The 26,750-nt window shown below is 68.0% G+C and carries 24 protein-coding genes and 2 tRNA genes; 21 read left to right on the forward strand and 5 right to left on the reverse strand.

Going from position 1 to position 26,750, the window contains the following annotated elements; genetic code table 11:
• Window positions 1-81 precede the first annotated feature (81 nt).
• From M3C25_RS06005 to M3C25_RS06035, 7 genes are all read left to right on the forward strand, one after another.
• Complete coding sequence (locus M3C25_RS06005) at window positions 82-687, forward strand: (2Fe-2S)-binding protein (RefSeq protein WP_259855340.1); 606 nt, start codon at window positions 82-84, stop codon at window positions 685-687.
• Window positions 684-3,134, forward strand: a complete 2,451-nt coding sequence (gene cutA / locus M3C25_RS06010) for an aerobic carbon-monoxide dehydrogenase large subunit (protein WP_259855341.1) — start codon at window positions 684-686, stop codon at window positions 3,132-3,134. The genes M3C25_RS06005 and cutA overlap by 4 nt, the downstream gene beginning before the upstream one ends.
• Window positions 3,131-3,835 carry an SRPBCC family protein gene (locus tag M3C25_RS06015; RefSeq protein WP_102161714.1) on the forward strand — a complete coding sequence of 235 codons (705 nt, stop codon included), beginning with the start codon at window positions 3,131-3,133 and terminating at the stop codon, window positions 3,833-3,835. Before cutA ends, M3C25_RS06015 begins: the two co-directional genes overlap by 4 nt.
• A gap of 140 nt (window positions 3,836-3,975) precedes the next feature.
• A complete protein-coding gene (locus M3C25_RS06020; protein WP_146004329.1) occupies window positions 3,976-4,548 on the forward strand; it encodes a hypothetical protein in 573 nt (190 codons plus the stop codon).
• Window positions 4,549-4,836: 288 nt separating this feature from the next.
• Window positions 4,837-5,643 carry a fumarylacetoacetate hydrolase family protein gene (locus M3C25_RS06025; RefSeq protein ID WP_102161715.1) on the forward strand — a complete coding sequence of 269 codons (807 nt, stop codon included), beginning with the start codon at window positions 4,837-4,839 and terminating at the stop codon, window positions 5,641-5,643.
• Between the two features lie 105 nt (window positions 5,644-5,748).
• The gene (gltX, locus tag M3C25_RS06030; RefSeq protein ID WP_259855342.1) at window positions 5,749-7,239 is read left to right on the forward strand and encodes a glutamate--tRNA ligase; all 1,491 of its coding nucleotides are present in this window, start codon (window positions 5,749-5,751) and stop codon (window positions 7,237-7,239) included.
• Between the two features lies 1 nt (window position 7,240).
• Window positions 7,241-8,545, forward strand: coding sequence for an alpha/beta fold hydrolase (locus M3C25_RS06035; RefSeq protein WP_259855343.1), 1,305 nt, complete (start codon window positions 7,241-7,243; stop codon window positions 8,543-8,545).
• A gap of 68 nt (window positions 8,546-8,613) precedes the next feature.
• Here M3C25_RS06035 and M3C25_RS06040 read toward each other — a convergent pair whose 3' ends face one another.
• Window positions 8,614-9,348 (reverse strand): SDR family NAD(P)-dependent oxidoreductase, encoded by a 735-nt coding sequence (locus M3C25_RS06040; protein WP_259855344.1) that lies wholly within the window; start codon window positions 9,346-9,348, stop codon window positions 8,614-8,616.
• A gap of 100 nt (window positions 9,349-9,448) precedes the next feature.
• On the opposite strand from M3C25_RS06040, the gene M3C25_RS06045 reads away from it, so the two are divergent.
• From M3C25_RS06045 to M3C25_RS06055, 3 genes are all read left to right on the forward strand, one after another.
• Window positions 9,449-9,520, forward strand: a tRNA-Gln gene (locus tag M3C25_RS06045).
• A gap of 1 nt (window position 9,521) precedes the next feature.
• Window positions 9,522-9,594 (forward strand) — tRNA-Glu (locus M3C25_RS06050).
• 97 nt (window positions 9,595-9,691) lie between these two features.
• On the forward strand, window positions 9,692-11,053 hold the full coding sequence (locus tag M3C25_RS06055) for an MFS transporter (protein WP_259855345.1): 1,362 nt from the start codon (window positions 9,692-9,694) through the stop codon (window positions 11,051-11,053).
• Here the strand turns inward: M3C25_RS06055 and M3C25_RS06060 are convergent.
• Window positions 11,040-11,618, reverse strand: coding sequence for a DUF4282 domain-containing protein (locus M3C25_RS06060; RefSeq protein WP_259855346.1), 579 nt, complete (start codon window positions 11,616-11,618; stop codon window positions 11,040-11,042). The two genes, M3C25_RS06055 and M3C25_RS06060, sit on opposite strands and share 14 nt — an antisense overlap.
• Window positions 11,619-12,022: 404 nt before the next feature.
• Complete coding sequence (locus M3C25_RS06065) at window positions 12,023-12,742, reverse strand: IclR family transcriptional regulator (RefSeq protein ID WP_102161721.1); 720 nt, start codon at window positions 12,740-12,742, stop codon at window positions 12,023-12,025.
• A 124-nt stretch (window positions 12,743-12,866) separates the two neighbouring features.
• Between M3C25_RS06065 and leuC the strand changes: the two genes are divergently transcribed.
• The 7 genes from leuC to M3C25_RS06100 all read left to right on the forward strand — a co-directional run bounded on the left by leuC (window position 12,867) and on the right by M3C25_RS06100 (window position 20,058).
• Window positions 12,867-14,297 carry a 3-isopropylmalate dehydratase large subunit gene (gene leuC / locus M3C25_RS06070; protein ID WP_259797511.1) on the forward strand — a complete coding sequence of 477 codons (1,431 nt, stop codon included), beginning with the start codon at window positions 12,867-12,869 and terminating at the stop codon, window positions 14,295-14,297.
• 10 nt (window positions 14,298-14,307) lie between these two features.
• Window positions 14,308-14,907, forward strand: coding sequence for a 3-isopropylmalate dehydratase small subunit (leuD, locus tag M3C25_RS06075; RefSeq protein ID WP_259855347.1), 600 nt, complete (start codon window positions 14,308-14,310; stop codon window positions 14,905-14,907).
• Between the two features lie 178 nt (window positions 14,908-15,085).
• A complete protein-coding gene (gene murA, locus M3C25_RS06080; RefSeq protein WP_259834664.1) occupies window positions 15,086-16,405 on the forward strand; it encodes a UDP-N-acetylglucosamine 1-carboxyvinyltransferase in 1,320 nt (439 codons plus the stop codon).
• Complete coding sequence (locus M3C25_RS06085; protein WP_259855348.1) at window positions 16,402-17,253, forward strand: lysophospholipid acyltransferase family protein; 852 nt, start codon at window positions 16,402-16,404, stop codon at window positions 17,251-17,253. Before murA ends, M3C25_RS06085 begins: the two co-directional genes overlap by 4 nt.
• A complete protein-coding gene (locus M3C25_RS06090; RefSeq protein WP_259855349.1) occupies window positions 17,250-18,290 on the forward strand; it encodes an NAD(P)H-dependent glycerol-3-phosphate dehydrogenase in 1,041 nt (346 codons plus the stop codon). The genes M3C25_RS06085 and M3C25_RS06090 overlap by 4 nt, the downstream gene beginning before the upstream one ends.
• Window positions 18,291-18,336: 46 nt before the next feature.
• Window positions 18,337-18,876 (forward strand): YbhB/YbcL family Raf kinase inhibitor-like protein, encoded by a 540-nt coding sequence (locus tag M3C25_RS06095; RefSeq protein WP_259855350.1) that lies wholly within the window; start codon window positions 18,337-18,339, stop codon window positions 18,874-18,876.
• 27 nt (window positions 18,877-18,903) lie between these two features.
• Window positions 18,904-20,058, forward strand: coding sequence for a D-alanine--D-alanine ligase family protein (locus M3C25_RS06100; RefSeq protein WP_259797527.1), 1,155 nt, complete (start codon window positions 18,904-18,906; stop codon window positions 20,056-20,058).
• Window positions 20,059-20,064: 6 nt separating this feature from the next.
• Here the strand turns inward: M3C25_RS06100 and M3C25_RS06105 are convergent, their stop codons facing one another.
• Window positions 20,065-20,613 carry a DUF3515 domain-containing protein gene (locus M3C25_RS06105; protein WP_259797538.1) on the reverse strand — a complete coding sequence of 183 codons (549 nt, stop codon included), beginning with the start codon at window positions 20,611-20,613 and terminating at the stop codon, window positions 20,065-20,067.
• Between the two features lie 46 nt (window positions 20,614-20,659).
• On the opposite strand from M3C25_RS06105, the gene thiL reads away from it, so the two are divergent.
• The 4 genes from thiL to rsmD are packed head-to-tail and all read left to right on the forward strand — an operon-like array spanning window position 20,660 to window position 26,167.
• Entirely contained in the window at window positions 20,660-21,670 is a 1,011-nt protein-coding gene (thiL, locus tag M3C25_RS06110) for a thiamine-phosphate kinase (protein ID WP_259797540.1), read from the forward strand.
• A gap of 39 nt (window positions 21,671-21,709) precedes the next feature.
• Window positions 21,710-23,401, forward strand: a complete 1,692-nt coding sequence (locus M3C25_RS06115; protein ID WP_259797541.1) for a DAK2 domain-containing protein — start codon at window positions 21,710-21,712, stop codon at window positions 23,399-23,401.
• 19 nt (window positions 23,402-23,420) lie between these two features.
• Window positions 23,421-25,607, forward strand: a complete 2,187-nt coding sequence (locus M3C25_RS06120) for an ATP-dependent DNA helicase RecG (RefSeq protein WP_259797543.1) — start codon at window positions 23,421-23,423, stop codon at window positions 25,605-25,607.
• 2 nt (window positions 25,608-25,609) lie between these two features.
• Window positions 25,610-26,167 carry a 16S rRNA (guanine(966)-N(2))-methyltransferase RsmD gene (rsmD, locus tag M3C25_RS06125; protein WP_259797546.1) on the forward strand — a complete coding sequence of 186 codons (558 nt, stop codon included), beginning with the start codon at window positions 25,610-25,612 and terminating at the stop codon, window positions 26,165-26,167.
• Window positions 26,168-26,233: 66 nt separating this feature from the next.
• Here the strand turns inward: rsmD and M3C25_RS06130 are convergent, their stop codons facing one another.
• A complete protein-coding gene (locus tag M3C25_RS06130; protein WP_259797549.1) occupies window positions 26,234-26,398 on the reverse strand; it encodes a hypothetical protein in 165 nt (54 codons plus the stop codon).
• Between the last annotated feature and the right edge of the window lie 352 nt (window positions 26,399-26,750).

Genomic DNA, 26,750 nt, shown 5'->3' on the forward strand with positions numbered 1-26,750 from the left:
CGGACTGGTGACGGCAGGTGGCGGCAGCGACCGCAACGACGAAAATGACACAGACATCGGCTGAGAGAAGGAGCGAAACACGTGAGCAGCCTGGCACACGCTGAGGGAACCGAGCCGGAACCGCACCGCACCGTGCGGCTGATGGTCAACGGCACAGCGCACGAGATCTCCGTCGCCGACCGTCGGCTGCTCTCCGACGCCCTGCGCCACGATATCGGGCTGACCGGTACCCACGTCGGCTGCGAACACGGAGTGTGCGGCGCCTGCACCATCCAGGTCGACGGCAAGCCGATGCGCTCCTGCCTCATGCTCGCTGTCGCCGCCGAAGGCAGCGACCTCCGCACCGTCGAAGGCATCGGCAATGACCCCGAGCGCCCTTCCGATGTGCAGCAGGCGTTCATCGACTGCCACGGCCTGCAGTGCGGCTTCTGCACCCCTGGGTTCATCACCACGATCGACGCGTTCATCGAGGAGAACCCCGACCCCACACCCGAGGAGGCCCGCGAGGCGATTTCCGGGAACCTGTGCCGCTGCACCGGATACCAGAACATCGTCGCCTCCGTGCTGCGGGCAGCCGAACTGCGCAGGACCGGATCCGTTCCCGAGGCGGCCGCCGCCTCGGGTGCGGGCGACAGGGCATCCGGCGCGGACGGGGCACCCGGCTCGGACGGGGAAGGACAGCGATGACGACACGGATGTTCGGGCAGAAGATCGCCCGCAAGGAGGACCCGCGGCTGGTGACCGGCAACGGCTCCTATGTCGATGACCTGTCCTCGCCCCACACGCTGGCCGCGGCGTTCGTGCGCAGTCCGCACGCCCATGCGAAGATCCTCGACATCGACGTCTCCGGCGCCCTCGACATCGACGGCGTGTACGCCGTGTGGACGCACGAAGACCTGCCCGGCGCAGCCGGTGAGCGGCTGCCGATGCTGCTGCCGCACCCCTCACTCATCGCGCCGAAGACCGGGTACGCGCTCGCCAAGGACGACGTCAACCACGTCGGAGAGCCGATCGCCATGGTCATCGCCGCCAACCGCTACATCGCCGAAGACGCCGCCAGCGCCGTGCACGTCGACTACGAGTACCTGCCTGCCGTCGTCGGGGTCGCGACCTCGCGCGAGGCCGAGCACGCTGTGCATGCCGATGTCGCCGACAACATCGCCGCTCACAGCATCGACGAGGTCGGCGCGGTTGACGAGGCGATGGCCGGTGCCCCACATGTGCTCGAGATCGACCTCGACATCGAGCGCAGCGCCTGCATGCCGATGGAGGGCAAGGGCGTGCTCGCCCGCTGGAACCGCCACGATGAGAGCATGATCGTGTACTCCTCGACGCAGACTTCGACCGGACTGCGCGCGGCACTGGCAGCGAAGCTGGAGATGCCGCTGACGAAGATGGAGGTCATCACCCCCGATGTGGGCGGAGGATTCGGCGTCAAGATCAACCACCCCTGGCCCGAAGAGGTCTGCGTGGCAGCCGCCGCCCGGGCACTGGACCGGGAGATCGCCTGGACCGAGGACCGGCGCGAGCACTTCATCTCCTCCGCCCATGAGCGCCAGCAGCTCCAGCAGGTGCGCATCGGCTTCGACGACGAGGGCAAGATCCACGCCCTCGACGTGAAGTTCTGGCACGACAACGGCGCCTACCTGCCCTACGGGGTGATCCCGCCGCTCAACACCGCCACCCACGTGCTCGGGGCGTATGTCATCCGCAACTACCGCTGCGAATGGTGGTCGCTGTACACCAACACCGTCATCGTCACCCCTTACCGCGGGGCTGGGCGCCCACAGGGCGTGTACATGATGGAACGGGCGATGGACGCGGTGGCCGATGCACTCGGCCGCGACCGCACCGAGGTGCGCGAGACCAACTTCGTGCGGGAGTTCCCGCACCCGATCGGCCTCGTCCTGCAGGACGGCCGCGAGGGCATCTACGACTCCGGTGACTTCCCGGCCTCGATGACCAAGCTCAAAGAGCTCATCGGCTGGGACGACTTCGCCGCCTACCGTGCGCAAGCCGCCGCCGAGGGCCGCAGGGTCGGCATCGGCGTGGCCTGCTATGTCGAAGGCACCGGTGCCGGTCCGTATGAGGGCGGGCACGTCGAAGTCGAGACATCCGGGCGGGTCAACGTGTGGACCGGCCTGACCACTCAGGGGCAGGCACATGCGACCGTGTTCGCCCAGATCGTCGCCGATGAGCTCGGTGTGCCGATCGACCGGGTCAACGTCGTCACCGGTGATACCCGCAAGACCCCCTATTCGGTGGGCACCTGGGGTTCGCGTGGGGCGGTCATGAGCGGCAACGCCGTGCATCTGACGGCCAAGAAGCTCAAGCAGAAGGCGCTGACGATCGCCGGACGCTCACTCGAAGTCGACCCGGCCGATCTGGAGATCGTCGACGGGATCGTGCAGGTCAAAGGCGATCCGTCAGCCTCGATCCCGCTCGAGGTCATCTCGGTGATGTCCAACCCGCTGCGCTACGCCTTCGACGACGCCGCCAAGGCCGCCACCCAGTTCGGGATGCCCAGCGATGAGTCGAAGCCGCCCATGCTGCCCGGCGAGTCACCGGGACTGGAGGAGCGGGACTTCTTCTCCCCGCAGCGGACCACCTTCGCCTCCGGCATGCACGCCGCGATCGTCGAGACCGACCCGGAAACCGCCGACATCACGGTGCTGCGCTACTGCGTCGTCCACGACTGCGGCAAGATGGTCAACCCGCTCGTCGTCGAAGGACAGGTGCTCGGCGGCGTCGCACAGGGCATCGCCGGGGCCCTGTACGAGAAAATGGCCTACGACGAGACCGGCCAGCTGCTCAACGCCTCCTTCATGGACTTCCTTATGCCGTTCGCCAGCGAGATCCCGCCCGTCGAAACCGACCACCTGGAGACCCCGAGCCCGCTCAACCCCCTCGGCATCAAGGGCGCCGGTGAGGCCGGGACGATCCCCGGCGCCTCTGTCATCGCCTCGGCGATCGAAGACGCTGAAGGCTTCCCCATCACCCGCATGCCGATCTCCCCATCAGAGCTGTGGGAGCTGCGTGAGAAGCATGCCGCCGGCCAGTGGCCGTCCCTGCAGCACCCGGCACGCGTGCCGGAGACCGACACCGCACGAGCAGAAGAAAAGGTGACCCGATGAAGATCTCCTCGACCGCCACGATGAACGCCGACCCGCAGACAGCCTGGGACGCCTTCCACAATGAGAAGATCCTCGCGGCCACCATCCCAGGCGTGGAGTCCTTCGGCGATGAAGGCGGCGGGAAGTATGCGGTCGTCGTGACGATGGGGGTCGCGGCGATCAAGGGCACCTACAACGGCACCGTCGTCTTCTCCGAAGAGCGTGAGCCCGAATTCTTCGTGCTCACCGTCAACGGGGCCGGGGGACCCGGCACCATCGGCGCCGAGGTCGCGGTGCAGCTCAGCGCCGCCGAAGGCGGGGGCAGCACCGTGATCTGGGAGGCCGATGCGATCCTCGGCGGGCCGATCGGCGGGGTCGGGCAGCGGATGCTCGGCGGTGTCGCCAAGCGGATCGCGACGAAGTTCTTCGCCGATATCGACAGGGCGATCGCCGAGGGCGTGCCGGAAGCCGGCGAGCAGGCGGCACCCGGTGCACAGGCCGGCGCACCGGCAGCAGCCAACTCCCGCTCACTGTCGGACACAGGCCTCGTGGCAGCACCGGGGTCCGAGGGCTCGGCAATCAGCGGCGCCGCCGGGCACGCCCCGGCGGCAGCCGGGGCGGGCAGCCCGGGGACCGGCGGCTTCCTCACCGGCATGGCCGCCGGTGCCGGCATCGCACTCCTCGGTGTCGCCGTCGGAGCGATCGTCAACGGCCGGCGCTGATCATCGCGGATGAGAAGGCCAACATCAGCACCACGGGACGGAACCCAGGACGCATGCGGACATGTTAGACTTCTCACTCGAGGACGCTAGCCCCTCGATCCCCAGGCTCGGCTTGAGCCGTTCAATGAATGGAAAATAATATGAAATCCCTTTTCTTTGCCGCAGTCGGCACCGTAGCTCTTACCCTCTTCGCTGGTCCTGCAACGGCAGCGCAACCCCCGAATATGCAGGAGCGTGCGGTCATCTCAGAAGAGATCGGCCTTTCCGTCGACTGGGACGTATCTGCCGGTGCGGGTGCGTTCGAAGCGGTCGTCACAGACGCTTCCACTGGGGAGGAGGTCGCGGATATTTCAAAGTTCGTCAATAGTGAAGACGTTATTGTGTCGACTGATGGAACGGTGACGGTTGATGCCCAGAATGCATCGACGTCGAACAATGCTCAGGCGGCTCAGTGTTCAAAGACGGTCACTATTCGAGGAAAATATGGCAATATCACTAACCGTGCTTGCCGAAGCGGTAACTCGGTTAAGGTCTCCGGTAGCGTGAAGGACACGAAGGCTGATAGCTACTGCGTGAAAGCTGGCGCCAAGTTCGCTAAAACTACCTGGACGACACCTCGGCGCGCATGCCCGAAGGGGAATGTCAAATCATTCGATTCAGGGTATAAGTCCGGCACTCGGGTGAGTATGTATGAAATCGGGCAGCGAGTGTAACGTCGGCTCCGATGACTGCTTTCGATAGTTGCTAGCTCGGCGTCGGCCGCAGTCCGTGTCTAGCTACCGGATTTGACTTGCTGCTATCGGTGGAGGGCCCGGGAATCTTGATTCCCAGGCCCTCCGCGATGTGCTGGCATTGAGTCTTGAAGCTATATCTAAGCTGAATCGTTCCGAGCTTCGGGTAGTGACCTTAGACAAGCGACACCCCGCCCAAGAGATCCTCCCCTACGTCAAATCCGGCGCGCTCTCACCAACCCCGTGGCTGAGTACACCTAGACTGTAGCCATGCGCATTGTCAGATTCGTCCACAACGATGAGCCCACCTACGGCGTCGTCGAAGGCGAGCTCGGCGAGATCGTCGACGGTCGGGCCGACACCTCGGGCCTGGAGATCGCCGTCCTCGACTCGGACCCCTTCTTCAGCCCCGCCCAGTCCACCGGCGACCGCCTGACCTACGACGAGGTCCGCCTGCTGGCCCCCATCATCCCGCGCTCGAAGATCGTGTGCGTCGGTCGGAACTTCGCCGACCACGCCGCCGAACTCGGCAACGACGTGCCGGTCTCCCCGCTGACCTTCTTCAAGCCCAACACCGCCGTCATCGGCCCCGGCGACCCGATCCGCATCCCGGCGATCAGCGAGCACGTCAGCTATGAAGCCGAGCTCGGCGTCGTCATCGGCCGGGTCGCCAAACAGGTCAGCGCCGAACAGGCCTACGACACCGTGCTCGGCTACCTCGCCGGTAATGATGTCACCCTGCGCGACATCCAGGACACCGACAAGCAGTGGTCACGCGCCAAGGGATTCGACACCTCCTGCCCGCTCGGCCCATGGATCGAAACCGACTTCGACCCCGAAGCCGTCGCCATCCGCTCGTGGGTCGACGGCGAGCAGCGCCAGAACGGCACGACCGAGGACTTCATCTTCGACATCCCGACCCTCATCGAGCACATCACCGAGACGATCACGCTGCTGCCCGGCGATGTCATCCTCACCGGCACCCCGGCAGGAGTCGGGAAGATCGAAGCCGGCCAGCACGTCTCTGTCGCCATCGAAGGCCTCGGCCTGCTCGAGAACCCGGTGATGGACGCCTGAGCCGTACCCAGGCGACCACCGCCTCGGGACCGGAGACCTCCGCCTCGGGATCGGTTTCACCCCACCAGCCACCAGCACACGCATCGACGAAGAACGAAGGAAACTGTGAGCGTCAAAGTCCGCTTCTGCCCATCGCCCACCGGCACCCCGCACGTCGGGATGGTCCGCACCGCCCTGTTCAACTGGGCGTACGCCCGCCACACCGGCGGCACATTCGTCTTCCGCATCGAGGACACCGACGCCAGCCGCGACTCCGAGGAGTCCTACGGCCAGGTGCTCGAGGCGATGCGCTGGCTCGGCCTCGACTGGGATGAGGGCATCGACGTCGGCGGACCCGACGGACCCTACCGGCAGTCCCAGCGCGGCGAGATCTACCAGGGCATCATCAAGCGCCTCGTCGACGCCGGCCACCTCTACGAGTCCTTCTCCACCAACGAGGAAGTCGAGGCCCGCCACAAAGCCGCCGGCCGCGACCCGAAGCTCGGCTACGACGGCTACGACCGCGACCTGACCGACGAGCAGAAGGCCGCCTTCCGCGCCGAGGGCCGCGAACCGGTGCTGCGCGTCCGCATGCCCGATGAGGACATCACCTTCACCGACCTCGTCCGCGGCGAGATCACCTTCAAGGCCGGGTCTGTGCCGGACTTCGTCGTCGTGCGCTCAGGCGGACAGCCGCTCTACACCTTCGTCAACCCCGTCGACGACGCTCTCATGGGCATCACCCACGTGCTGCGCGGCGAGGACCTGCTGTCCTCGACCCCGCGCCAGATCGTCCTCTACGAAGCGCTCAAGGACATCGGGGTTGCTGAGCAGACCCCTGAGTTCGGCCACCTGCCCTACGTCATGGGGCAGGGGAACAAGAAGCTCTCGAAGCGCGACCCGGAATCCAACCTGTTCCTCCACCGCGACAACGGCTTCATCCGCGAAGGCCTCATCAACTACCTCGGCCTGCTCGGCTGGTCGATCGGACCGGACCGCGACGTCTTCACCGTCGAGGAATTCATCGAGGCCTTCGACATCCACGACGTGCTGCCCAACCCGGCCCGCTTCGACGTCAAGAAGGCCACCGCCATCAACGGCGACCACATCCGCATGCTCGACGCCGCTGACTTCCGCACCCGGCTCGTGCCCTACCTGCAGCGCGCCGGCATCGTCGGTGACGAGCTCAGCGATCGGGAGAACGAGATCCTCACCGCCGCCGCCCCGCTCGTGCAGACCCGCATGAACCTCCTCGGCGAAGCACCGGACCTGCTCGGCTTCCTCTTCACGGCAGATGCCGACCTGGAGCTGACCGCCGACGGGCTCAAGACGCTCAAGGACACCGCCCCCGAGGTGCTCGCCGCCTCTCTGCGGGTGCTCGAACCACTCGATGACTGGTCGACCGAGGCGATCCAGGACGCCCTGCAGACCGCGCTCGTCGAGGAGATGGGCATCAAACCGCGCCTGGCCTTCGGGCCGCTGCGCGTGGCCGTGTCCGGCCGCCGGGTCTCTCCGCCACTGTTCGAGTCGATGGAGATCCTCGGCAAGGCCTCCTCGCTGACCCGCCTGCGGGCGCTCGCCGATCTCCTCGCCGACGGCGAGGAGCAGGACGCCTGAGATGACTGACACCGCCACCGTGGTCCCAGGCCCGCGCCTGCCCGGGCTGACCGTCGAAGAGCTCACCCTCACCGTGCCCGTCGACCGCGGCTACGGTCAGCCGCTGTCCACCTCGGGAACGGGGGAGGAGCCGGCCACACTCGAGGTCTTCGCCCGGATCCTGGGCACGAAGGACTCGACGAAGCCCTACCTGCTGTACCTGCAGGGCGGGCCCGGGCACGAGGCGTTCCGCGCCACCCAGTCGAGCCCCGGCTGGATCGAACGGGCGCTCAAGGACTTCCGGATCGTCATGCTCGACCAGCGCGGCACCGGCCGTTCGACCCCCATCGGCTGGGTCGACGGGCACATCACCGGGCTGCCGGCCGGTCTCGATGCAACCGATCCCGAGGCGGTGGCCGGGTACCTGACTCACCTGCGCGCCGACTCGATCATCGCCGATGCCGAAGACGTCCGGCAGGCGCTCGGGGCCGAGCAGTGGAGTGTGCTCGGGCAGTCCTTCGGCGGGTTCTGCACGCTGCGGTACCTCAACGAGCATCCTGAGGTCATCCGCGAGGCTCTGTTCACCGGCGGGCTGCCGGCCGTCGGCGGGCACCCGCGGGAGGTCTACGCCGCGACCTGGCAGCAGATGACGGCCAAGTCCCGGGCCTTCACCGCCCGGTACCCGCGCGCGGCCGAGAAGTTGAAGGCGCTCAGCGCCCGCGCTGAATCCGGTCTGGAGCTGCCCGACGGCACGATCGCCACCGGCGATCACGTGCGGCTGCTCGGCCACTTCCTCGGTGCCTCGGGCGGGGCCGAACGGCTGGCCTACCTGCTCGAAGGCGACATCGACACCGCCGCCTTCCGCTACGACTTCGCCGCGGCCCTGCCGTTTGCCGGCCGCAACCCGCTGTACGCGGTCGTGCACGAAAGTTGCTGGGCTGATGGCGTCGTCACCGACTGGGCAGCCGAGGCTGCCATGCCCGAGGCGGTGCGCACCGATCCGACGCTGATGGCCGGTGAGCACATGACACCTGCCGTGTTCACCACCGGCCCGCTTGCGGTGTGGAAGGACATCGCCGAACGCGTGGCCGCACACGAGTGGCCGAAGCTGTGGGATGCCGAGAAGCTGCGGAGCGCTGAGGTGCCGGCGGCTGCTGCGGTGTACTTCGAAGACGCCTATGTGCCCCAGCAGTTCTCTCTGGCGACCGCCGCGCTGCTGCCGCAGATGCGGCCGTGGGTGACGAACGAGTACGAGCACAACGGACTCTCGGCCTCCTCAGGAGCGGTGCTCGACCGGCTTCTCAAGCTCACCCGCGACGAAATCTGAGTCCCCGATGCCCTGTCCGGTATCCGGAATCGCGGGTGTTTGAGGACTGTGTGCTCAGGTCTGGCGGCTCACAGTGAGCGGACCATCCCGCCGTCGACGGCGATGACGCTGCCGGTGATGTAGCTGGCGATGGGGGAGAGCAGGAACGCTGCGACCTGCCCGAACTCATGCGGCTGCCCGAGCCGGCGCAGCGGCACATGCTCCAGCTGCTCAGCATCGGGCGCCTCGCCCATCCGCGGGGTGAGGATCTGACCGGGGGCCACACCGAAGATCCGGATGCCGCGCGGGCCGATCTCATCGGCCATGTTCTTGATCGCCATTGCAATCCCGGGCCGCAGCGCATTCGAGATCGCGATCGAGGGGATCGGATTCCACACCGACGATGACAGCACCATCCCGACTGCGCCTCCGGGGTCCAGACGCTCGCAGGCGCAGCGCGCCAGGCGCAGGGAGCCGAGGAACACCGATTCGATCGCCTCGCGCCACTGCTCCTCGCTGGTGTCGAAGTAGCGCCCGACAGCCGGCCCGCCGACGGAGATGAACACACCGGCAACCGGCGCCTCGCCGAACGCCTCGGCTGCGGCGGTGAAGAGCCGCTCACCGGCGTCAGCAGCCGCATTGTCGACGGCCAGTCCGGCCGCTCGGTCACCGAGCCGGGAGAGCGCGGCGTCGATCTTCTCATGGCTGCGCGAGGAGATCAGCACGTTCGCACCTTCCGCGACAAGCGCCTCGGCGGTGGCGAATCCGAGCCCTGATGAGCCGCCTGTGACGATGAATGTGCGGCCTGAGATCTGGAGGTCCATGAGCTTCATTGTGCCGCCTCTCACCCGATTTTGCACTCGGGGTTCGGAGTGTGTAGAGTAATCTTTCGTTGCCAGGGAGGCGCAAGCCTCCGAAGTGCATTGGGGTATGGTGTAATTGGCAGCACGAGTGATTCTGGTTCACTTAGTCTAGGTTCGAGTCCTGGTACCCCAGCGCCCCCGTCGTCTAGTGGCCTAGGACGCCGCCCTCTCAAGGCGGAAACGGCGGTTCGAACCCGCTCGGGGGTACGGATGATCCCGGTGTCTGACATGATCAGGTGCCGGGATTCGTCATTTCCCACCGGCACCGCCCCCGCGCGGTGCCCTGGCTTGATCGACGGAGACCATGACACGAGACGACAGCTCCCGCCCGCCGCGCGAGGCCCGTGCCGCGCTGACCGGCGGAGTGGTCGGCAACTACGTCGATCAGCTGCACATCTTCCTGCCGCTGACCGCCCTCGCTCCAGCCCTGCCGCACCTGGTCGGCAGCGAGGCGATCGCAGGGGCTGCGACGCTCACGATCGTCGCCACGCTGCTCGGCCGGCCCTTCGGCGCCATCGTCTTCGGCCGGCTGGCCGACCGCTTCGGCCGCACCGCCATCACCCAGGTCGCCATCGCCGGCACCGCCGTCTGCACTCTGGCGATCGCCTGCCTGCCGACCCACGAGACGATCGGCATCGCTGCGATCGGGCTCGTGTTGCTGCTGCGGTTCCTCGGCGGCATGTTCCTCGCCGGCGAGTACACCTCGGCGATCCCGTTGGCGATGGAATGGTCGGCCCCGCGCCGCCGCGGCCTGTTCTCCGGGCTCATCATGGCGATGGCCCCGTGGGCGCAGGCTTCGATCGCCCTGGCCACCCTCGGCCTGCTCGCCGCTCTTGGCCCCGAGGCCTATGCCGTGTTCGGCTGGCGGCTGGCGTTTGCCACCGGCGGCATCGCCTCGCTGCTCGTGCTCGCCTACTATCACCGCAACGTCGCCGATGCGAAAGCCTCCCAGCTGCTGCCGACAGACGCCGCCGCTCCCGAGGCGGAGGAGACTCAGGCGGCTGGCTCCGGTGAGCGTCCGGCCCAGCGCGGTTCGCTGCGGGCGGTCGTGTTCGGCCGCTGGGCGCGGCCGTTCTGGGCGGTGTTCCTGCTCATGACCGGGCTGTGGCTGATGACGAATATGGTCGTCATCCGGATGGCCGCCTACCTCGGTGAGGGCGGAAGTGCCGCCCATTTGACGGCTGAGACCGTGCCGGTCGTCATGGCCGCCGCCGCGATCGCCCAGGCGCTGGTGATGTCGGTGACCGGGCACATCTCCACGCTCGTCGGCAGGCGCCGGTTCTTCGTGCTCGCCGGCATCATCGCCGCAATCGGCGGGCCGACCCTCTACGTGCTCATCACGCAGGCCTCGACGATCGTCGCCACCGCAGCGCTCGTGTGCCTCATTCAGGCGCTCACCGTCACCGCCTACGGGCCGATCGGCGCGCACCTCTCAGAGATCTTCCCGGCCGAGGTCCGCTCGACAGGCTACGGCACCGCCTACAGCGCCTCGATCGTGATACCGGCCCTCTTCCCATTCTGGCTGCCGGCACTGACCGCACTGCTCGGCGGGCAGACTGCTGCCGTGGTCGTGGTGCTCGTGCTCGGCGGGATCTTCGTCTCCTTCGGTGGTGTCCTGAGCACCCGGTCACAGGCCGCCGCCGAGGCTCAGCTCAGCGCCGACTGAGCGAGAGTGTGTCTTCGGCGATCTTCCGGGTGTTCTCGGCGGTTTTGATCGAGGCGACGATGAACTCCAGAACCATGCGCCCGTAGACGAGCTGCATGAGGGCCGGAATCCAGCCGAAGAGGATCGCGAGGATGAGCGGCAGCGGGTTGAACGACGACTCACCGAAGACACTCACGCCCATGGCGAGACCGAAGATGATGCCGAAGACGACGATGGCGATCCACGTGAGCGCGCACGCGAGGATATGCAGCACGTAGATGATCCCGGCCCACGTGATGCTGACGAAGTGATCGAACTTCACGTCGAACAGGGCTTTGAAGAAGCCGCTGGCCGACCGGCCGCTGACCGGTCTTTCGGTTTCCGGTGCGCCGCCCCAGCCGGAACCGGGCTCTATGCCGTATGGGTTTCCGCCGGTCGGCTGTCCGCCATAGGGGTGAGCGTAAGGGCTGGCGGCGCCCGGCTGAGACTGGTCGGCTGCAGGAGCATGCGGAGCCTGGTATCCGATCGGCTGCCGTGAGTCCTGGGGCTGCTGTGGGTCCCGTGGATGGGACGGAGGCTGGGTCATGGTGTTCCTCTCAGTCGTTGATGCTGCTGACAGTGATGACAGCCGGGAGAGCGCCGCGGTGATCCGGCGCTCTGCACCGTCGGTCTGTCATCGGGCATCTGCCGGTGCCAGGCTCAGCTCAGCGGTCGGCTGTGCTGATGACGGCCGTCGATGCTGCCTTGTCATGTAGGCTCTGCCGGCGCTTCGTGTCGATGAACAGCGACAGGCAGCACAGCAGGCCAGGTGACGTCAGCGGCATCTTCTCTCCTCAATTGTGCGATATAGGGATATGTGGAACCGATTCCGCGGTTCCTGCCAGCCTAACGACTCCCACACGGAATGGAACGGGCTCAGCAGAGCTTTCCGGCACACGCAATCGCGGCACCGGACCTGATGTCCGATGCCGCGATGTGAAGAAGAGGGGTTCAGGCGCGGTTGAGCGCCTCGGTCAGGGCCTTGGCTGCCTCGAGGATCGACTGTGCGTGCAGGCGGCCGGGCTGGCGGGTCAGCCGCTCGACCGGCCCAGAGATCGACACAGCAGCCACGACTCGGTTGCTCGGTCCTCGCACAGGAGCGGAGACGGAGGCGACGCCGCGTTCGCGTTCGGCGATCGACTGGGCCCAGCCGCGGCGGCGCACACCGGAGAGCATCGTGGCGGTGAAGCGGGCACCGCGCAGTCCCGAGTGCAGGCGGTCGGGCTCCTCCCAGGCCAGCAGCACCTGTGCGGCCGAACCGGCGCGCATGCTCAGGGTCGCTCCGACCGGCACGGAGTCGCGCAGGCCCACCGGGCGCTCGGCTGCCGCCACGCACAGGCGCAGATCGCCCTGCCGGCGGAACAGCTGGGAGCTCTCACCGGTTCGGTCGCGCAGCTGGTTGAGCACCGGCCCGGCGGCTGCCAGCAGCCGGTCCTCACCGGCAGCCGAGGACAGCTCGGCCAGGCGGGGGCCCAGCACGAACCGGCCCTGCAGATCGCGGCCGACGAAGCGGTGGTACTCCAGGGCCACGGCCAGACGGTGTGCCGTCGGGCGGGCGAGGCCGGTGAGCGTGACGAGCTCGGCAAGGGACGCCGGGCCGGCTTCGAGTGCAGAAAGAACGAGGGAGGCCTTGTCGATGACCCCCACGCCGCTACCAGTTTGAGTGCTCATGTTCAACATTCTGCAATCTCAAAAATCGAGATGCAAGTTCACCATGCAAAATGGCGCATTAATGTCGGTGGCCAACCCGCACCCGTGACCTGTCTCAGGCACGAAACGCATGTAGGAGGATCCTGTGGGCAAGACACTGGCCGAGAAAGTCTGGGCCGATCATGTCGTCGCACGCGGCGACGACGGCGCTCCCGACCTGCTCTATATCGACCTTCACCTCGTGCACGAGGTGACGAGCCCCCAGGCATTCGAAGGACTCCGCCTCGCCGGCCGGCCGGTGCGCCGCCCGGACCTCACGATCGCCACCGAGGACCACAACACTCCGACACTGGAGATCTTCAAGCCGATCGCCGATCCGACCTCCCGCAAGCAGATCGAGACTCTGCGCGCCAACGCCGAGGAGTTCGGCATCCGCCTGCACTCCCTCGGCGATGCCGACCAGGGCATCGTCCACGTCGTCGGCCCGCAGCTCGGACTCACCCAGCCGGGCATGACCGTCGTGTGCGGTGACTCCCACACCTCGACCCACGGCGCCTTCGGTGCGCTCGCCTTCGGCATCGGCACCTCCGAGGTCGAGCATGTGCTCGCCACCCAGACGCTGAGCCTCAAGCCGTTCAAGACGATGTCGATCACGATCGACGGTGAGCTGCCCGAAGGCTCGACGGCCAAGGACATCATCCTGGCGATCATCGCCAAGATCGGGACCGGCGGGGGACAGGGCTACGTCCTCGAATACCGCGGCGAGGCGATCCGCAAGCTGTCGATGGAAGCCCGCATGACGATCTGCAATATGTCGATCGAGGCTGGTGCCCGCGCCGGCATGATCGCCCCGGACGAGACGACCTTCGACTACATCCACGGCCGCCCCCACGCCCCCGAGGGCGCCGACTGGGATGCCGCCGTCGAATACTGGAATACCCTGCGGACTGATGACGACGCGGTCTTCGACGCCGAGGTGGTCCTCCAGGCCGCAGACATCGAACCCTATGTCACATGGGGCACCAACCCCGGTCAGGGTCTGCCGCTGAGCGCCAACGTCCCGGACCCGGCCGAGATCGTCGACGAGAACGATCGCGCCGCCGCTGAGAGCGCTCTGGCCTATATGGACCTGACCCCGGGCATGCCGCTGCGCGACATCGCCATCGACACCGTCTTCCTCGGCTCGTGTACCAACGGCCGCATCGAGGACCTGCGCGCAGCAGCCGACGTCATCCGCGGCCGGACCAAGCACCCGGATGTGAAGTTCATGGTCGTGCCCGGCTCGGCGAAGGTCCGCCTGCAGGCCGAGGCCGAGGGCCTCGACGAGGTGTTCACCGACTTCGGTGCTGAGTGGCGCTTCGCCGGCTGCTCGATGTGCCTTGGCATGAACCCCGACCAGCTCGCCGAGGGCGAACGCTGCGCCTCGACCTCGAACCGCAACTTCGAAGGCCGGCAGGGCAAGGGCGGGCGCACCCACCTCGTCAGCCCGCTCGTCGCCGCGGCCACCGCGGTGCGCGGCACCCTGTCATCGCCTGCTGACCTGACCGCCGATGACCGCACTGCGGTCAGCGCCTGAGGGAGGAACCATGGAGAAGTTCACCACGCACACCGGCACCGGCGTGCCGCTGCGCCGCTCGAACGTCGATACTGACCAGATCATCCCGGCCGTCTACCTCAAGCGCATCACCCGCACCGGCTTCGACGATGCCCTCTTCGCCCGCTGGCGCAAGAACCCGGACTTCGTGCTGAGCCAGGAGGCCTACGCCGGCGGCTCGGTGCTCGTCGCCGGCCCCGACTTCGGCACCGGCTCGTCACGTGAGCACGCCGTGTGGGCGCTCAAGGACTACGGCTTCAAAGCCGTGCTCTCCAGCCGCTTCGGCGACATCTTCCGCGGCAACGCCGGCAAGGAGGGCCTCGTGGCCGCCAAGCTCGAGCAGTCCGACATCGAGCTGATCTGGAAGATTCTCGACAACCAGCCCGGCACCGAGATCACCGTCGACCTCGAAAGCCGCACCGTGACCTGCGATTCGCTCACCGTGCCCTTCGAGATCGACGACTACACCCGCTGGCGGATCCTCGAAGGCCTCGACGACATCAGCCTGACCCTCGGGCGCGCAGACGACATCGAGTCCTATGAGGCCTCCCGTCCGAGCTTCAAGCCGCAGACGCTGCCGGCGAAGGTCTGAGGCAGCGCGCTGACCCTGAGCGCGTACTTCCTTTCTGACAGTGTGGTGACAGGCTGACCGGCCGACGATTCGCTAGGCTGGTCACGCACGCCATGCCGCCGAGCCACCGCCTCGGCGCCGGCTCCCAAGCCGAACCGAACCCTGCGTGCGCACGGCCGGAACACGGCGAAGGAGGACAATGCTCGAGGTCGACGGCGGCACACCGCTGAGCGGCACCGTCCGCGTCCGAGGTGCGAAGAACCTCGTGTCGAAGGCGATGGTCGCATCACTGCTGGGATCCAGCCCGTCTGTGCTGCGCGGGGTCCCGCGCATCCGCGACGTCGAGGTCGTCACCGGTCTGCTCGAAGTCCACGGAGTGCGCGTCGAATCCCAGCCCGACGGCGACTCGCCCGACGGTCAGCTCGTCATGGACCCCTCGAACGTCGAACAGGGCTCCATCGTCGACATCGACGCCCACGCCGGCGCCTCGCGCATCCCGATCCTCTTCTGCGGACCGCTGCTGCACCGCCTCGGCAAAGCCTTCATCCCCGACCTCGGCGGCTGCCGCATCGGCGATCGGCCGATCGACTTCCACCTCGACGTGCTGCGCCAGTTCGGGGCCACCGTCGATAAGACCCCCGGCGGCATCCAGCTCGAAGCCCGCCAGCGGCTGCAGGGCACCCAAGTCGAGCTGCCCTACCCCTCGGTCGGAGCGACCGAGCAGGTGCTGCTCACCGCCGTCACAGCAGAAGGCGTCACCGAGTTGAAGAACGCCGCGATCGAACCCGAGATCATGGACCTGGTCGCGATTCTGCAGAAGATGGGCGCGATCATCTCCGTCGACACCGACCGCTGCTTCCGCATCCTCGGCGTCGAGGAGCTTACCGGCTACACCCACCGGGCTCTGCCTGACCGCATCGAGGCCGCCTCGTGGGCGTCTGCGGCCTTGGCTACCGGCGGTGAGGTGTTCGTCGAAGGCGCCCACCAGCCGGACATGATCACTTTCCTCAACGTCTTCCGCCAGATCGGCGGCACCTTCGACGTCACCGAGACCGGCATCCGGTTCTCCCACCCGGGAGGCGATCTGTCCTCCCTGCCGCTGGAGACCGACGTGCACCCGGGCTTCATGACCGACTGGCAGCAGCCGCTCGTCGTCGCCCTGACGCAGGCGACCGGACTGTCGATCATCCATGAGACTGTGTACGAGAACCGCTTCGGCTTCACCGACGCGATCAACCGGATGGGCGGGACGATCCAGCTCTACCGCGAATGCCTCGGCGGCACCCCGTGCCGGTTCGGGCGCAAGAACTTCAAGCACTCGGCCGTCATCTCCGGGCCCACGAAGCTGCGCGGTGCCGACATCGAGGTCCCCGATCTGCGCGGCGGGTTCTCCCACCTCATCGCCGCCCTCGCCGCCGAAGGCACCTCCCGGGTCTCGGGCATCGGCATCATCAACCGCGGCTACGAGGACTTCCTCGACAAGCTCGCCGCCCTCGGCGCGAAGGTGCAGATGGCATGAAGCACAACGACAGCCACGCCCACCCCGATGACGTGCCGGCCGAAGCCCTGCACGCCACCCCTGAGGGCACCGTCGACGTCACCGGCACCCCGCCCAAGTACCACGTCGACTTCGATGAGAGAAGCCTGAAGAAGCAGAAGTTCACCGCCAGCTTCGTCGCCCCGACCGCCGGGGCGCTGTTCCGCCTCTTCGGCCGCTACCAGGTGCTCGGCGAAGAGCACATCCCGCCCTCAGGCCAGCCGGCGATCTTCGTCGCCTACCACGCCAGCTACCTCGACCCGATCCTCATCGGGCTGACCCTGTGGTACCGCGGCCGGCTGCCGCACTACCTGGCCAAGTCCCCGCTGTTCACCGGCGTACTCGGCGCCGGACTCAAGGCGATCGGCCAGATTCCGGTGCTGCGCGACTCCGTGCACGCCGGCGGCAGCCTCGTCTACGCCAGAGCCGCCCTCGAAGGCGGGCAGTCGATCGTCATCTACCCGCAGGGCACCTTGACGAAGGACCCCGACCTGTGGCCGCAGGCCTCGAAGTCAGGTGCCGCCCGCCTGGCCCTGTCGACCGGCGCACCGCTCATCCCGGTTGCCCACTGGGGTCTGGACAGGTCAATGCCGGTCGGGGCGAAGATCCCCAAGCCGCGCCCGCAGGACACGCTGCGCATCGCCTTCGGCCCGGCGATCGACTACAGCGACCTCGACGGGCTGACCACCGCCAATATCCGCACCCTGACCAACCGCGTCACCAGCCACATCGCAGCCGAACTCGCAGTGCTGCGCGGCGAGGAGATGCCCGAGCGCTTCCGCGCCGACTACCGGCCGGCCGCCGGGCGCACAGAAGGAGACACCGCATGACGATCGCCGTACTCGGAGCCGGATCCTGGGGGACGACGTTCGCCAAGGTGATCGCCGATGCCGGTCACGAGGTGCTGCTGTGGGCTCGCCGCGGGGAAGCGGCAGACGAGATCAACGCCTCCCACACCAACAGCCGCTACCTGCCCGACATCGAGCTGCCTGATACGATCCGCGCCAGCTCCGATATCGCTGAAGTGCTCGCCGCCGCCGAGGTGGTGGTGCTGGCGGTGCCCGCGCAGTCCCTGCGCGGGAACCTCACCGCGTGGGCGCCGCTGCTGCGCGAGGACGCCGTGCTCGTCAGCCTCATGAAGGGCATCGAGGTCACCACCGGCAAGCGGATGAGCGAGGTCATCGCCGAGGTCACCGGTGCCGGCCCGGAGCGCATCGCGATCGTCTCCGGGCCCAATCTGGCCCGCGAGATCGCCGTCGGCCAGCCGACTGCCACCGTCATCGCCTGTGCCGATGAGGCCGTCGCCGACCGCATCGCCGAACTCACCGCCAATGCCTACTTCCGCCCCTACACCAACGACGACGTCGTCGGCGTCGAACTCGGCGGGGCGATCAAGAACGTCATCGCCTTAGCCGTCGGCATCACCGACGGGCAGGGGATGGGAGACAACTCGAAGGCCTCGATCATCACCCGCGGCCTGGCCGAGACCACCCGGCTGGCCCTGGCGATGGGCGCTGATGCCCACACTCTGGCTGGTCTCGCCGGCCTCGGCGACCTCGTCGCCACATGTGCCTCACCGCTGTCGCGCAACCGGTCCTTCGGCCGGCTGCTCGGTGAGGGCCTGACCCTGGAAGAAGCCACCACCCGCACCGCCCAGACCGCCGAGGGCGTCAAGAGTGCCGCCGCCGTTCTCGAACTCGGCCGCTCCCACGGCGTCGAACTGCCGATCACCCAGGGTGTGACCGCCGTGCTCACCGGCCGGCTGCATGTTGACGAACTGGGCGGTTTGCTGTTGTCTCGAAAGCGTAAGACCGAAAGCCCGATGAAGTACGACCAGACCCCGGGCCAGAGCCCGGCCGGCGGCTGAGAGCCCTCAGCCGCCACCCGTCACCGCCACCGGCTCAGGAGGAAACATGATCGAGCACCAGAACTCACCCTTCGCCAAGCTCAACGAGGTCCCGCGCTTCGAGGTCACCAGCACCGACATCACCGAAGGAGCCGAACTCGACGCCGCCCAGCGCTCCGGTGCGATGGGCATCGACGGCGGCAAGGACATCTCCCCGCAGCTGTCCTGGTCAGGCTTCCTGGCCGAGACGAAGGCGTTCGCCGTCACCTGCTTCGACCCCGACGCCCCGACCGGTTCCGGCTTCTGGCACTGGGTGCTCACCGACCTGCCCGCCGATGTCACGGAGCTGCCGGCAGACGCCGGCAACCCGGACGCCGGCCTGCTGCCCGAGGGCGCTGTCATGATGCGCAACGACGCCGGTGAGCCGCGCTTCGTCGGCGCTGCCCCGCCGGAAGGCCACGGGCCGCACCGCTACTTCTTCATCGTCCACGCCCTGTCCGAACCGCTGGAGCTCGACGCCTCGGCCAGCCCGGCCTTCGTCGGCTTCAACATGTTCTTCAAGTCGATCGGCCGCGGCTGGATCGAGACCACCTTCGAAGTCAAGTGACCAACCCCGCTAGGAACAACTGATCCCATGACACCAGCCTCCTCGTCCTCCACTGCCGGCGACACCCGTCCTGTCGTCGCCGTCCTGTTCGGCGGCCGCTCTTCAGAGCACGCCGTGTCGTGCGTCTCGGCAGCCAATGTGCTCGCCGCGATCGACCGGGACGCCTACCGGGTCATCCCGATCGGCATCACCCGGCAGGGCACGTGGCGGATCGTCGAGGACTGGGAGAAGTTCACCTTCAACCCCGAGGCGATGCCCGAGGTGACCGATAACGGCACCTCGGTCATCCCCTCGATCTCCGAACAACGCGAACCGCTGCTGCACCGGGGAGCCGACGGCACCCTGAGCGAACTCGACGTCGTCGACGTCTACTTCCCGGTGCTGCACGGCCGCTACGGTGAGGACGGCACCATCCAGGGGATCTTCGAACTGTCGAACACCCCGTTCGTCGGCGCCGGTGTGCTCGCCTCGGCGGTGAGCATGGACAAGCACTTCATGAAGGCCGTCATGGTCAACTCCGGGATCCCGGCCTGCCCGTTCGTCCTCATCACCGAGGTGAAGTACGAACACGCCCCGGAGGTCATGACCGAACGCGTCGAGAAGCTCGGCTTCCCGGCCTTCGTCAAGCCCTGCCGCGCCGGCTCCTCGATCGGCGTGTCGAAGATCAACAGCGTCTCCGAACTCGATGTCGCGCTCAAAGAGGCTTTCGAGCACGACAACAAGGTCATCGTCGAACCGCTCGTCGACGGCCGCGAGATCGAATGCTCCGTCCTCGGCTCCGTCTACGACCGCCGGGCGCGGACCTCGGTGCCCTCGGAGATCGTCGTCGGCGGCGACCATGAGTTCTACGACTTCGAAGCCAAGTACCTCGACCTCGACTCGGTCAAGCTCATCTGCCCGGCCGATGTCGATGCCGACACCACTGCGAAGATCCAGGATCTCGCCGCCCGCACCTTCAAAGCCTTCGAATGCACCGGCCTGGCCCGCGTCGACACCTTCGTCACCGCTGACGGCGAGGTGCTCATCAACGAGCTCAATACGCTGCCCGGCTTCACCCCGAGCTCGGCGTATCCGCAGATGTGGGCGGCTTCGGGGCTGGAGTACAGCGAGCTCATCTCCGAGCTCATCAGCATCGCGATGAGCGATCACGCCCGCCAGGCGGCCAACCAGCCGACGAGCTGAGCGGCCTTACGGCGCTGCCGTCTCCTCATCAGCTGTCTCTCCATCTGCCGGCTGCCCGTCGGCATCGGGCGTCTCGACGGGCAGACCGTCCTCATCGAGGTCCTCGGCCGCCACACAGGACCGCGTCTGCTCGATCGTCGACACCGACGGGGAGATCTCCGAGAGCACGGTGGCGCCGGCGATCCTGTCCGAGGCGACGAGCACCTCGACGGCAGGCTCACGGCCATAGGAGACGAACCGCCACGACGTGCCGGTCTCCTCAGTCGAGATCCAGTCGACGCCGTTGACGCTGACACACCGGTCAGTCGAGGGACCCGGCGGTTCGACGCCGCAGCGCAGCACCGCCACCGATGGGTCGCCCCACGCGTCGGTGCCCTGCGAGGTCGTCTTGCGCGAGTCATGCCCGTCGATCTCATCGGGCATCCGCAGCATGACCGCCGCGCACTCCGGATTGTGGGCGTCGGCAGCGGGTTCGACGGACACGGCGGCAGCGCAGCCGCTGAGAACCAGGCCGGCGACGGCGCAGGCGGCAGCGGCAGAGGGGAGGCGGTTCATGCCCTCCAGGTTAGTCGGTGTCCGTCCGGCTTGGCATACTGACCCCATGACATCACCTGCCCCCGGCACACCGCCGGCCCCACCTGGTGCCACGCTCGGCGACGTCGGTGAGGACGGCGTGCTCGCCGCGCTGCTCGCCGCCCTCCCTGCCGCCGGGCCCGAGGTGCGGGTCGGGCCCGGAGACGACGCTGCGGTCTCGACGTTGAACGGGCACCTCGTCTCGACGACCGACATGCTCGTCGAAGGAGAGGACTTCCTGCCCGCCTGGACGGACCCCCTCCGGCTCGGCATCAAGGCCGCCGCCCAGAACCTCGCCGACGTCCACGCGATGGGCGCTGCCCCGCACGGCATGCTGCTGACGATCGGGGCACCGGCGGACACGACGCTGTCATTCGTGCGAGAGCTCATGACCGGGTTCGCCGAGGAGACCGCCCGCGGGGGAGCGCAGGTGCTCGGCGGGGACCTGTCCGGCGGGCCGGTCGTCATCATCTCCGTCACCGCCCTCGGCACACTCGCCGCCCACCCGCCGGTGCTGCGCAGCGGCGCACAGCCCGGCGATGCGATCGTGCTCGCCGGCACCGTCGGCCAGGCCGCGGCCGGCCTCGACTTGCTGCTGGCCGACCCGGACCTGGCCGACACCTCTGACCCGGCGCTGCGCGAGCCCATCGACGTTCAGCGCAGTCCGCGCCCGGACTACGCCGCTGCCGCCCGGATCGCCGGGCGGGCACACGCGATGATCGACGTCTCCGACGGACTGGCAGGCGACCTCGGCCGGATCGCAGCCGCCTCCGGCATCACCGCCGACCTCGACCCCAGCGCTCTCGACGCACTCGCCGCACCGCTGCAGGCAGCCGCCGACCACCTCGGGACCGGTGCCAGCCCGCGGGACTGGGTGCTGCACGGAGGAGAGGACCACGGGTTCCTCGCCACCGTGCCCGCCGACCAGGTTCCGGTAGGCTGGATGCGCATCGGAACATGCCGCGCGGCCAGCGACGGCGGCAGCGTGACGCTGGCCGGGCAGCCGGTGACCGGAGGATCCTTCCGGCACTTCGGCTGAATGCCGGCATCCGGGCACCATGATCGGGGAGGGGAGAGAGTGGACGAGCGCGACGCGCTGAACATCAACGGCCGGCTGGCCGCCCGCTGGGCCCGGCGGACCGTCGAGCGGCTGCGCCGCGAACGCAACGACATCAACGCCATCAACGTCTTCCCCGTCGCCGACGGCGACACCGGCTCGAACCTCTACCACACCGTCCGCTCGGCCTACCGCGCTGTCGAGAACCTGCACGGAGCCGTCACCCTCAGCGACGTCATCGGCGCGATGGCCACCGGCGCGCTGCGCGGAGCGCGCGGCAACTCCGGGCTCATCCTGTCGGTGGCCCTGCGCGGGGTCGCCGATGCTCTCGACGGGGTCACCGACCTCGACGCCCCGACCTTCGCCGGCGCACTCGAACTCGCCGCCGCCCGCGCCCGTGCCGCCGTCGCCGCCCCCGTCGACGGCACCATGCTCACCGTGCTCGAGGCGATGGCCGCCGAAGCCCGCAGCCAGGCCGATGCCGGGGCCGACCTCATCGGGCTCATCGCCGCCGTGCGCGAAACCTCCCAGCAGGCGCTGCTGGAGACCACCGGACAGCTGCCGGCGCTGACCGAAGCCAACGTCGTCGACGCCGGCTCCTCGGGCATCGTCGAGCTCTTCGACCTGCTCTACCTCACCGTCATCGGTGAGGACCCCGCCGACCACCCCGCCCTGCACGCAGCCCACCTGACCGCCACCACCGGCGGATCCACCGCCTTGGGCACGGATGCCGGTGGTGGGGCCGACGCGGCTGCTGAGGAGTGCCGAGAACCAAGTGCCGGGGCGCTGCTGCACACCGGCGAACAGGGCTTCGAACTCGTCTTCTACGTCGCCGAGCGCCGCGACCGCACCCGGCGGGTGAAGAAGACCCTCACCGCCGCCGGTGGTGACTCGATCGTCGTGTCCTGGCCGATGATCCACGTCCACGTGCCCAGCGAGGACACCGCCCTGGAGACCCTGCGGGCGTGCGCGGACCTCGGGATCGACCGGCTGCGCGTCGAAGACCTCTCCGTCACCGGCGGCCGCACCCTGGCCACCACCGTCATCGCCGTCTGCTCCGGGGTCGGGATGCTCTTCGCCTGCGCGCTGCAGGACGCCCACGCCGTCAACGCCGACGGGGCAGCAGTCACCGAGCAGATCGACGAGCTCATCGCCGAAGCCGACGCACCCGTCATCGTCGTCCCCGACTCCGCGCACCTGCTCGGCGAGCTGCGCCGTCGCTACGGCCACGGCAGCGAGGCCACCAGCAGTCTGCACAGCGCCGGCAGCGAGGCACGCCAGCCGGTCTCGATCGTGCGCTCCCGCTCCGCTGCCGCAGTGCTCTCCGCGCTCGCCGTCTACGACAGCGCAGCCCCAGCCGCAGAAGCGTTCGAGGACATGGCCGAATCCGCCTCCGCCACCCGGGTCGGGGGAGTGGTCCGCGCCGAGCGCAGCTCAACCGGCCCGCTCATCTACGGCCGCTCCGACCTGCTCACCATCATCGACGGGCGCATCCGCAGCGTCGAACAGAACCCAGCCGACGCGGTCATCGCATGCGCCGACCGACTCCTCGGAGCCGGCGGAGAGGTCATGACGATCGTCACCGGCGCACAGCTGCCGGCCAGCGCCACCGACGCGCTGCTGCGCCACGTCGAGACCCGCCACCCGCTCGTCACCGTCGACATCGTCCACTCCGAGCACCCCGAGGGCTGCGCGGTGCTCGGCGTCGAATAGTCCGCGGAGAGCCGAGAAGATGACCCGCGAACCGATCGACGTCAGCACCCTGCTCGACGACGAGCGCCTGTGCGCTGACCTGCGCACCGTCGGCATCACCACCGTCGACGAAGCGCTGCGCTACTTCCCGCGCCGCTACCTGCAGGCCGGCACCCTGAGCAACCTGGCGATGGTGATGGAGGAAGGCGCCGACGTTGCCTTCATGGCCCGCGTCGAATCCGTCACCACCCGGCAGATGCGCCAGCGCCGCGGCAGCATCACCACCGCCCGGGTCTCCGACGGCTCCTTCATCGTCGAAGTGCCCTTCTTCAACCAGCACTGGATCGCCGACAAGATGCTGCCCGGCACCGAGATCGCCATCAGCGGCAAGGTCGCCAAACAGAACCCCAAATACGGCTCAGCCGCCCACTTCCAGATCAAGAACCCCGTGTGGCTCAACCAGATCGCCGGTGATGAGCTGACGTTCGAGACCCGCAGCCACCCGATCCCGATCTACAGATCCAGCAACCGGATCGCCACCCACCGCATCGCCGCAGCCATCCGCACGATCCTCGACACCGCACTCGATGAGGTCTTCGCCGACCCGCTGCCCATCCAGGTGCTCAGCGACCGGCAGCTGCCCGACCTGCGCAGCGCCTATGCGCATATGCACCGGCCCGACACGATGGAACAGGTCGAAGCCGCGCAGAAGCGCTGGAAGTTCGAAGAGGCCTTCGCCCTGCAGGCCCACCTGCTGGCGCAGAAAAGCCTGTGGAACCGCGAGGTCTCCCGTGAGCTCACCGGCCGTGACGACGGGGCGCTCGCCTATTTCGACGAGCACCTGGCCTTCCAGCTCACCGGCGCCCAGCAGCGAGCCGGTGCGGAGATCGCCGCCGATCTGGCCCAGCCGCACCCAATGAACCGGCTGCTGCACGGCGACGTCGGCTCGGGCAAGACGCTTGTCGCACTGCGGGCGATGCTCCAGGCCGTCGACTCCGGTGCCCAGGCGGCGATGCTTGCCCCCACCGAAGTGCTCGCCGCCCAGCACTACCGCTCGCTCATGGCGATGCTCGGCCCCCAGGCCGAGGATCCCTCGCTGTTCTCCCACGGACGGCTCTCACACGAGCACACCCGGGTGCGGGTAGCGCTGCTGACCGGCTCACTGTCGACGAAGGAGCGCAAGGAGCTGCTGCTGGCCCTGGTCGCCGGGCAGATCGACATCATCGTCGGCACCCACGCACTCGTGTCCGATACGACGATCTTCAACGCCCTCGGCCTCGTCGTCATCGACGAACAGCACCGCTTCGGTGTGGCCCAGCGCGAGGCGCTGCGCCGCAAATCCTCCGACTACGCCCCGCACGCCCTCGTCATGACCGCCACCCCGATCCCGCGCACCATGGCGCTGACCGTCTTCGGCGACCTGGAGACCTCCGTGCTCGACGAGCTGCCACACGGGCCCAAGACCATCGCCACCCACGCGTTCTCGCTCAGTGAGCACCCCACCTGGCTCGACCGGGTGCTCACCATCGTCGCCGAGGCGGCTGCGGCCGGTCAGCAGACTTTCATCGTCGCCTCGAAGATCGACTTCGACCCCAGCCAGGGCGACCCGCTGACCGCACCGATCGGTGTCGACGAGCTCCAGCGCCGCCTGCAGAACCACCCGGCTGTCGCCCACCTCGATATGGCGGTTGTGCACGGCCGGATGGGCATGGAGGACAAAGAGGAGGTCATGCGCGCCTTCGCCGCCGGCAAACTCGACGTGCTCATCGCCACCACCGTCATCGAAGTCGGCATCGACGTCCCCCGCGCCCGCATCATGGTGATCTTCGATGCCGAGAACTTCGGCGTCGCCCAGCTGCACCAGCTGCGCGGACGCATCGGCCGCGACGGGCAGCCCTCGACCTGCTTCCTGCTCACCCACCAGCCGTCAGGCAGCGAGGCGATGGAACGACTGCAGACCGTCGCCGAGACCCTCGACGGCTTCGCCCTGGCCGAGTTCGACATGGAGAAGCGCCGCGAAGGCGACGTCCTCGGCCGCACCCAGTGGGGGCGGACCTCACTGAAGCACCTGTCGGTCGCCCGCGACGCACGCGTCATCGAAGACGCCCGGACGGCAGCAGCAGACGTCGTCGACGTTGACCCGCTGTTCGAGGCCTACCCGCACCTGCGCGACTTCATCGACACGATCATCGGCCCCGAACGCAGCTTCGGCAGCACGGCGGACTGAGCATGCGCATCATCGCAGGCCGCTGCAAAGGCCACCGCCTCAAAACCCCGCCCGGCGAGGGCACCCGCCCGACCTCTGACCGGGTGCGCGAATCCCTGTTCTCCTCACTCACCACCCTCGACGTGCTCACCGGCGCCCACGTCCTCGACGTCTGCGCAGGCTCCGGCGGCCTCGGCTTCGAAGCACTCTCCCGCGGAGCAGCCCACGTCACCTTCATCGAACGCGCCGCCTCCGTGTGCCGCGTCATCACCGCCAACGCCCGCTCCCTGCGCGTGACAGGCGAGGTCGAGATCATCCAGGCGCCGGCCGCCCCGGGCGCGGGACGGCTGCCGGACGGCAGCATCGACCTCATCTTCGCCGACCCCCCGTACCCCATGCCCGAAGCGGAGGTCACCGCGATCCTGGACGCGTGCGTCCCGCTGCTGCGCGACCCGGCAGCGCTCATCGTGCTCGAACGCTCCAGCCGGTCACCGGAGCCGACGCTGCCAGAGCAGCTGGAGGTGTTCCGGCACAGGAAGGCCGGCGAGACCGCGCTGTGGTTCCTGCAGCTGCGGGAGTGACGAACGTGCGGGGCTGAGGCCTGGGGTCAGTGCTCCAGCACCGCGGAGAGGAACTTCGCGGTGCGCTCATGCTGCGGGCGGGTGAAGATCTCGTCCGGTGGGCCGTCTTCGATGATCTGGTCCCTGCACGAACGACTCGGTCACCTCGACACCGGCATCCGGGTTGTTGTCGGCCATCCAGTTGAGCCAGATGCCGGCGAGTGCGAAGACATCGGCTCTGCGGGAGGTCACCATCTTTATACCGTCCTAGGGAGTGCCCACTTCAGTCGAGCCTTCAATGCCAAGATCTGCGGCGTCGTCCGATTCGATCGCACCGGCCATCGTGGCGAGCGTGACGTCGCCGTCGGCCTCCAGGGGCCTCACCGGCGAAGCCGACGGATCGCGCTGACCACGACAGCGGCTCGATATACGATCGCGGGCTTGTCAGACCTCGCTGCTAACCTTCGCCATCGCTTGAGGCAAGCAGATGAACGTCCCACCACGTCACGGTTCCGATAGGCGCCGGCATCAAAGGCCGGTGGCCCTCCACCATTGCTGCCGCGCTTTTCCCGAACCGCGATCTGATCCTTCTTCTCCGGGATTA

This window comes from Brevibacterium luteolum (genome assembly GCF_025147615.1).
Lineage (GTDB): Bacteria > Actinomycetota > Actinomycetes > Actinomycetales > Brevibacteriaceae > Brevibacterium > Brevibacterium luteolum.

Excerpts from the sequence above, each read along its gene's own strand:
- cutA (WP_259855341.1), top strand. The coding sequence starts at position 684 with ATGACGACACGGATGTTCGGGCAGAAGATCGCCCGCAAGGAGGACCCG.
- M3C25_RS06015 (WP_102161714.1), top strand. The coding sequence starts at position 3,131 with ATGAAGATCTCCTCGACCGCCACGATGAACGCCGACCCGCAGACAGCC.
- M3C25_RS06020 (WP_146004329.1), top strand. The coding sequence starts at position 3,976 with ATGAAATCCCTTTTCTTTGCCGCAGTCGGCACCGTAGCTCTTACCCTC.
- M3C25_RS06025 (WP_102161715.1), top strand. The coding sequence starts at position 4,837 with ATGCGCATTGTCAGATTCGTCCACAACGATGAGCCCACCTACGGCGTC.
- M3C25_RS06035 (WP_259855343.1), top strand. The coding sequence starts at position 7,241 with ATGACTGACACCGCCACCGTGGTCCCAGGCCCGCGCCTGCCCGGGCTG.
- M3C25_RS06040 (WP_259855344.1), bottom strand. The coding sequence starts at position 9,348 with ATGGACCTCCAGATCTCAGGCCGCACATTCATCGTCACAGGCGGCTCA.
- M3C25_RS06055 (WP_259855345.1), top strand. The coding sequence starts at position 9,692 with ATGACACGAGACGACAGCTCCCGCCCGCCGCGCGAGGCCCGTGCCGCG.
- M3C25_RS06060 (WP_259855346.1), bottom strand. The coding sequence starts at position 11,618 with ATGACCCAGCCTCCGTCCCATCCACGGGACCCACAGCAGCCCCAGGAC.
- M3C25_RS06065 (WP_102161721.1), bottom strand. The coding sequence starts at position 12,742 with ATGAGCACTCAAACTGGTAGCGGCGTGGGGGTCATCGACAAGGCCTCC.
- leuD (WP_259855347.1), top strand. The coding sequence starts at position 14,308 with ATGGAGAAGTTCACCACGCACACCGGCACCGGCGTGCCGCTGCGCCGC.
- murA (WP_259834664.1), top strand. The coding sequence starts at position 15,086 with ATGCTCGAGGTCGACGGCGGCACACCGCTGAGCGGCACCGTCCGCGTC.
- M3C25_RS06085 (WP_259855348.1), top strand. The coding sequence starts at position 16,402 with ATGAAGCACAACGACAGCCACGCCCACCCCGATGACGTGCCGGCCGAA.
- M3C25_RS06090 (WP_259855349.1), top strand. The coding sequence starts at position 17,250 with ATGACGATCGCCGTACTCGGAGCCGGATCCTGGGGGACGACGTTCGCC.
- M3C25_RS06095 (WP_259855350.1), top strand. The coding sequence starts at position 18,337 with ATGATCGAGCACCAGAACTCACCCTTCGCCAAGCTCAACGAGGTCCCG.
- M3C25_RS06100 (WP_259797527.1), top strand. The coding sequence starts at position 18,904 with ATGACACCAGCCTCCTCGTCCTCCACTGCCGGCGACACCCGTCCTGTC.
- M3C25_RS06105 (WP_259797538.1), bottom strand. The coding sequence starts at position 20,613 with ATGAACCGCCTCCCCTCTGCCGCTGCCGCCTGCGCCGTCGCCGGCCTG.
- thiL (WP_259797540.1), top strand. The coding sequence starts at position 20,660 with ATGACATCACCTGCCCCCGGCACACCGCCGGCCCCACCTGGTGCCACG.
- M3C25_RS06120 (WP_259797543.1), top strand. The coding sequence starts at position 23,421 with ATGACCCGCGAACCGATCGACGTCAGCACCCTGCTCGACGACGAGCGC.
- rsmD (WP_259797546.1), top strand. The coding sequence starts at position 25,610 with ATGCGCATCATCGCAGGCCGCTGCAAAGGCCACCGCCTCAAAACCCCG.